Source organism: Micrococcus sp. CS26 (genome assembly GCF_055522295.1).
Genome location: NZ_JBVFVY010000054.1, coordinates 1 through 1,470, shown reverse-complemented (window position 1 = coordinate 1,470; position 1,470 = coordinate 1). Strand labels below are relative to the sequence as shown.

The 1,470-nt window shown below is 66.5% G+C and carries 2 protein-coding genes; both read left to right on the top strand.

The window, feature by feature from the left end:
- The first annotated feature begins 346 nt into the window (after positions 1-346).
- Positions 347-757 (top strand): four-helix bundle copper-binding protein, encoded by a 411-nt coding sequence (locus ACZ1IK_RS11160; RefSeq protein WP_044659891.1) that lies wholly within the window; start codon positions 347-349, stop codon positions 755-757.
- Positions 758-853: 96 nt separating this feature from the next.
- The coding region (locus tag ACZ1IK_RS11155; RefSeq protein WP_123244506.1) for a class I fructose-bisphosphate aldolase at positions 854-1,470 on the top strand (617 nt) is incomplete at its 3' end.

Sequence of the window (1,470 nt, the reverse complement as noted above, 5' to 3'; positions counted from 1 at the left end):
ATGCACCCGGCAACCCTGCACCGGCGGCCTCGACGCCCCTGGTCGGATCGCATAAGCGCTCTTCCCGACACCGACCGTCCGGTCCGACAGGATCCACGTTGAGGCGAGCCCTGCTGGTCCTCCCCGTCGGCGTGGTCCTCAGGGCCGTCGGCCGGGCTGAGGGGCGGCTGGTCACACCTGCGTCATCCCTGCCCGTAAAGGAGTCCGCGGGCCTCCGTGGCCGGCGATCTTCACGGAACCTTCAAGGTTGAGCCCTTCACCCGCGTCGGCGGGGCGGTCTACAGTCGATGAAAGGGCGGGCCGGCGAAGGCCGGTGCGTCGGATCAGATCGACGAAGGAGCACATCATGACCCATCACGTGAGCGCCATGCTGGAGACCTACCCGAAGGAGGTGGGGAACATCGATCGGCAGAAACTGGCCGAATGCATCCAGGCCTGCTTCGAGTGCGCCCAGACGTGCACCGCCTGCGCGGACGCCTGCCTGGCCGAGGACATGGTCGCCGACCTGAGGCAGTGCATCCGGTTGAACCTGGACTGCGCCGATGTGTGCGCCGCCACAGGCCGGATGCTGTCCCGGCAGACCGGCACCAACGTCGAGACCACCCGCGCCCTGCTCGAGGCCTGCCGGGCCGCCTGCAAGACGTGCGGGGACGAATGCGAGAGCCACGCCCAGATGCACGAGCACTGCAAGGTGTGTGCCGAGGCCTGCCGCCGGTGTGAACAGGCCTGCGCGGACCTGCTCGTCACCCTGGGTTGAGCCTGCTGATGACCGTTCCCCCTTGAGGGCGGCCAGTCGTCCATGACGTGCGCAGGGAACCCGGACCACCGTGCTCCCTCGCCGCGGAAGGCTCCCATGGACTCGGAGAAGTATCAGAGGGTCAGGAACGGTGCCGGATTCGTCGCGGCGCTGGACCAGAGCGGGGGCAGCACCCCGGCGGCCTTGCACCTCTACGGGATCGACAAGGATGCCTACTCCGGCCCAGAGGAGATGTTCGACCTGGTACACCAGGTGCGCACACGTATCATCACCAGCCCCAGCTTCGACGGTGAGCGCGTCATGGGGGCCATCCTGTTCGAGAACACAATGAACCGCCAGGTGGAGGGTTCCCCCACGGGCGACTACCTGTGGAACAGCAAAGGCATCGTGCCCTTCCTCAAAATCGACCAGGGCTTGGCCCCGGAACAGCAAGGCGCCCAGCTCATGAAACCCATCCCGCACCTGGATGACTTACTGTCTCGAGCCGTCGAAAAGCACATGTTCGGGACGAAGATGCGCTCGGTCATCAAGCTGCCCGGGGACGGGGTGGGCTCCGTCGTGGAGCAGCAGTTCGGGCTCGCCCGTCAGATCCTCGTTACCGGGCTGGTGCCCATCATCGAGCCCGAGGTGGATATCCGCAGCCCCCGCAAGGCCGAGGTGGAGGACCAGCTCAAGGCGGCAATCCTCGCCCAACTGGACAAGCTCGGAGACGA